This is a genomic window from Hydrogenivirga sp. 128-5-R1-1 (assembly GCF_000171895.1).
In genome coordinates this window covers 1-4,120 of record NZ_ABHJ01000055.1, presented here as the reverse complement: position 1 = coordinate 4,120, position 4,120 = coordinate 1, and the positions used below count along the sequence as shown (strand labels likewise).

Annotated in this window: 5 protein-coding genes; 4 read left to right on the top strand and 1 reads right to left on the bottom strand. The window is 30.4% G+C overall.

Annotated elements, in window-relative coordinates; translation table 11 throughout:
* The 4 genes from thyX to HG1285_RS05615 all read left to right on the top strand — a co-directional run.
* On the top strand, positions 1 to 704 hold a 704-nt coding region (gene thyX / locus HG1285_RS05605; RefSeq protein ID WP_008288353.1), incomplete at its 5' end, for an FAD-dependent thymidylate synthase.
* Positions 705 to 1,253 carry a YqhA family protein gene (locus tag HG1285_RS05610; protein WP_008288352.1) on the top strand — a complete coding sequence of 183 codons (549 nt, stop codon included), beginning with the start codon at positions 705 to 707 and terminating at the stop codon, positions 1,251 to 1,253.
* A 128-nt stretch (positions 1,254 to 1,381) separates the two neighbouring features.
* Positions 1,382 to 1,678, top strand: a complete 297-nt coding sequence (locus HG1285_RS18250) for a heavy metal-associated domain-containing protein (protein ID WP_008288351.1) — start codon at positions 1,382 to 1,384, stop codon at positions 1,676 to 1,678.
* Between the two features lie 50 nt (positions 1,679 to 1,728).
* Positions 1,729 to 3,597 (top strand): copper-translocating P-type ATPase, encoded by a 1,869-nt coding sequence (locus HG1285_RS05615; protein ID WP_343122636.1) that lies wholly within the window; start codon positions 1,729 to 1,731, stop codon positions 3,595 to 3,597.
* On the opposite strand, the gene HG1285_RS05620 is transcribed toward HG1285_RS05615, so the two are convergent.
* Positions 3,592 to 4,120 (bottom strand): tRNA pseudouridine synthase A (locus tag HG1285_RS05620; RefSeq protein ID WP_008288348.1); only part of this gene is annotated, 529 nt, incomplete at its 5' end. The two genes, HG1285_RS05615 and HG1285_RS05620, sit on opposite strands and share 6 nt — an antisense overlap.

Below are 4,120 nucleotides of genomic sequence, written 5' to 3'. Positions count from 1 at the left end.
GACATTATTTAGAGGAACTTCTGCAAACAGATGAAGAAGCTTACTTTAAAACCTTTGAAAAAATGGCTGATTACGATACACCAATTGACCCGCTTGGATATAAAAATGATGTATGGCTGATAGGACTTATGAAGGATTATGACGGATATGCAGTTTTTTACATAGATAATGTATCAAGGACAATGACACATCAGCTTGTAAGGCATACTGCATTAAATTATTCTCAAAGAAGCCAGAGATACGTAAAAGAAGATGAAAATGTACTTATAATTCCTCCATCTATAAAAGAAGCAAACTGCAGTATAGACAGTAATATTCTCAAAGAAATTAGAAATTTGACTCAAAAGGTTTTTAGCTTTGTAGAAAAGTCTGATGCAAAAGAAAATTTAAAAGAAGGTGTAAAAAAGAGAGTTGAAAAATACTTAAATGAAGAAAAAGATAGTAATCTGCAAACCCTTTTTAAAGATATAGACCAGCTTTCACAAATTGTGTATGATTTTGCAGTTTACAACTGTAAAATAAAAAGAGAAGACGCAAGATTTATACTTCCACACGGAAGAAAAACAACAATTGTAGTTTCTGGAACACTAAGCTGGATAAAAGATTTTATAATTAAAAGAACAGACCCTCATGCACAGTGGGAAATTCAAAAAGTGGCAAAGGCAATGAAAACTCTTTTAGAAAATCAGGGGGTTAAATTTTAAATGAGAGAACTTATTGAAAAAGTTGTTGAAAAACTGCTGTGGGAAAGCAGATTTATGATATTTATTGCAGTTGTTGCAAGTATAATAGCTGCCTTTATCCTTGTTTTAATTGGAACTTATGATGTTATTTTTGTAGTAAAAAGTTTTTTTAGTATGCTTTCATTCTCAAGAGAGTTTGAGGAATTCCACAAAGAAGCTGTTAAATATATAGTAAGTGCCGTTGATGTTTATTTAATAGCTACAGTTCTTTTAATATTTGGGCTTGGCTTATATGAACTTTTTATTAGTAAAATAGATGCCGCTGAAAACAGTCCTCGTTCATCAAAAATACTTGTTGTTCATACCCTTGACCAGCTTAAAGAAAAGCTCGCAAAAGTTATAGTAATGGTTTTGATTGTTACATTTTTTAAATTTGCTATAGAGTATCATTATGAAAATATACAAACATTATTGTTTTTAGCACTTGGTGTTTTATCTATTTCTTTGTCAATATACTTTATACATAAAGGAAGTGAAACTCACGAAGAAGCAAGAGAAAATAAACATTAAATTTTCAACTTTAAATTAACAGTTTAAAGTTTATATTATAATTCTGTTATTTGTGATGGAGTTTTATTTGGATAAATATTTAGTATTATTATCCTCACTTCTGTTATTTTGGAGTAGGGATATTTTCTTTGGGAAAAGAAAAAACTAATGAGATAAATGCTTCAACAGATACTTCAACTTCTTCTGAAGAAGTTTTAGAACTTCAAATAGGTGGAATGCACTGTGCTGGATGTGCTGCTGGAATAGAAGGAACTTTAAAAGGACTGGACGGAATAATTGAAGCAAAAGTAAACTTTGCAACTTCAAAAGGCTTATTTAAGTACAATCCAGCAAAAATAACAAAAGAGCAAATTATTTCTAAAATCAATGAACTTGGATACTCTGCATTAGAGGCTCTTGAAGAAATAGAAAAAAAAAGCAGTTAGAAGAAGTTAAATTAAAAAGAAAAGTCGTTTTAGCAGTAGCTTTAACTTCCATAATATTCTTTATTAAGTTTTTTGTTTCTTGGTCTTATAAAGAGTATATAATTTTTATTTTAGCCTCTACTGTTCAGTTTTACATAGGTTTTGATTTCTATAAGTCCTCAATTAATGCTTTAAAAAATAAAATAGCAGATATGAACCTTTTAGTTGTTGTTGGTACGTCTGCAGCTTATTTTTACTCTTTGTTTGTTTTATTTTTTCCTCAATTTTTTCCAGAAACTTCAAGAAATACATATTTTGAAAGCGCAGCAGCAATAATTACCTTTATCTTACTTGGAAGATATTTAGAAACAAAGGCAAGAAACAAGGCAACATCATTCATGAAAAGTCTTTTAAATTTAAAACCTCAAAAAAGCATAATAATTGTGGATGGAAAGGAAATAGAAGTTGATGCAGATAGTATTGTCGAAGGTGATATAGTGGTTTTAAAGAAAGGAGATAAAGTTCCTGTTGACGGTATTGTTATAGAAGGAAGTTGTGAAGTTAATCAGTCAGCAATTACAGGTGAGTATATGCCTGTTTTAAAAGAAAAAGGGCAAAATGTTATAAGTGGAAGTTTAGTTCAAGATGGATACTGTAAAATAAAAGCTTTGAGAAATGCAAAATCGTCTGTTCTAAATCAAATAATAAAAACAATATTAGAAGCACAGAGTAAAAAGCCTCCAATAGCAAAATTTGCAGATAAGGTTGTTTATTACTTTGTTCCAACTATCATTATAATTTCAATTCTTACTTTTGACATCTGGTATTTTTTCACCGAAAATTTTCAGCTTTCTCTAATACCATCAGTTTCAGTTTTAATTATTGCCTGTCCATGTGCTCTTGGTCTTGCGACTCCAATTGCGGTTGTTTCTTTAATTGGAAGATCTGCTAAAGAGGGAATACTTATAAAAAATTCTGATGTTGTAGAGATTATAAACAACGTAAAAACTGTTGTTTTTGATAAAACTGGAACCCTTACAAAAGGAAAATTAAAGGTTTCTTCATTTATTTTGGAAAATGAGGGCTTAAAAGATTACCTTTACACACTTGCATCCAAAAGCAACCATCCTATATCAAAAGCAATGGTAGAAAAATTTGAAGGAAGTGTTTTGGAAGTTGAAAATTTTGAAAACATAACAGGAAAAGGATTGAGAGCAGTTATTAACAGAGAAATTGTCTTAAACGGAAGTTTAAGATTAATGAAGGAAAATAATGTTGAAATTCCCAAAAAATACATAGAATTTTATGAAAATGAAACTAAAAAAGGAAAAGTGGTTGTATTTTTAGCCGTTAACAGTAAAGTTGTAGGTGTAGTTTCTATAGAAGATGAAATAAGGGAAGAAGCTAATGAAGTAATTAGCAAATTAAAAAAAGAAGGTTATGAAATTTTAATGATAACAGGAGACAGCAAGAATACTGCATTAGAAGTAGCTAAAAAACTTGGCATTGATAATGTTTATTTTGAAGTTTTTCCTGAGGATAAACTAAAAATTGTAGAAAATCTTCAAGAAGAAGGTAAAAAAGTAATGTTTGTAGGAGATGGTATAAATGATGCTCCTGCAATGGCAAAGGCAGATGTTGGACTTTCTATGAGCAGCGGAGCAGATATAGCAAAAGAAACTGGAGATGCTGTGATTTTAAGTAATAACTTGAAAAGTATTTTAAAGTTTATAAAACTTTCAAAAGAAGGAAATAAAATAATAAAACAAAACCTGTTCTGGGCATATTTTTACAACTCAATTGGAATACCAGTTGCCGCAGGAATTTTATATCCTATAAACGGAGTTCTTCTAAAACCAGTTTTTGCATCAATTGCAATGTCTTTTAGCTCGGTCAGCGTAGTACTAAATGCATTAAGACTGCAAGTAAAAAGGTTATAACTGCTCATCTTCAGGAAGATAGTAAACTTCTTTTAAATAAAGACCTTCTGGAGGGGCTATGAATAAGGCTCTTGCAGGGTCTTTTGAATCAAGTATTTGTTTAAATGTATCTATTGTTATTCTCCCTGTTCCTACATGTACCACGTGTGCAACGATTTTCCTAACCATGTATCTTAGAAAATGCGAAGCTGAGATTTCAAATTTAAGTAAAAACCCATCATACTTGAACCTAAACTCTCTTATCTCAACATCTTCCCGTAAATAATCTCCTTTCTTTGACATTGAGATTAAATTTTCAGTGTTTTTTATAAGCTGTACAGCTTCAGCTATATTTTCTAAATCTAATTTTTGAGATATATACCATCCCCTCTGGTACATGAATGGGTCTGGCTGAGTATAAACCTTATAAATATAAGTTTTGCCTTTTGCAGAAAATCTTGCATGAAAAGATAAAGGTACTTGCTTACATTCTTTTATTGATATATCCCTTGGAAGCACAGCATTTAAGTATCTTTTTATTTTT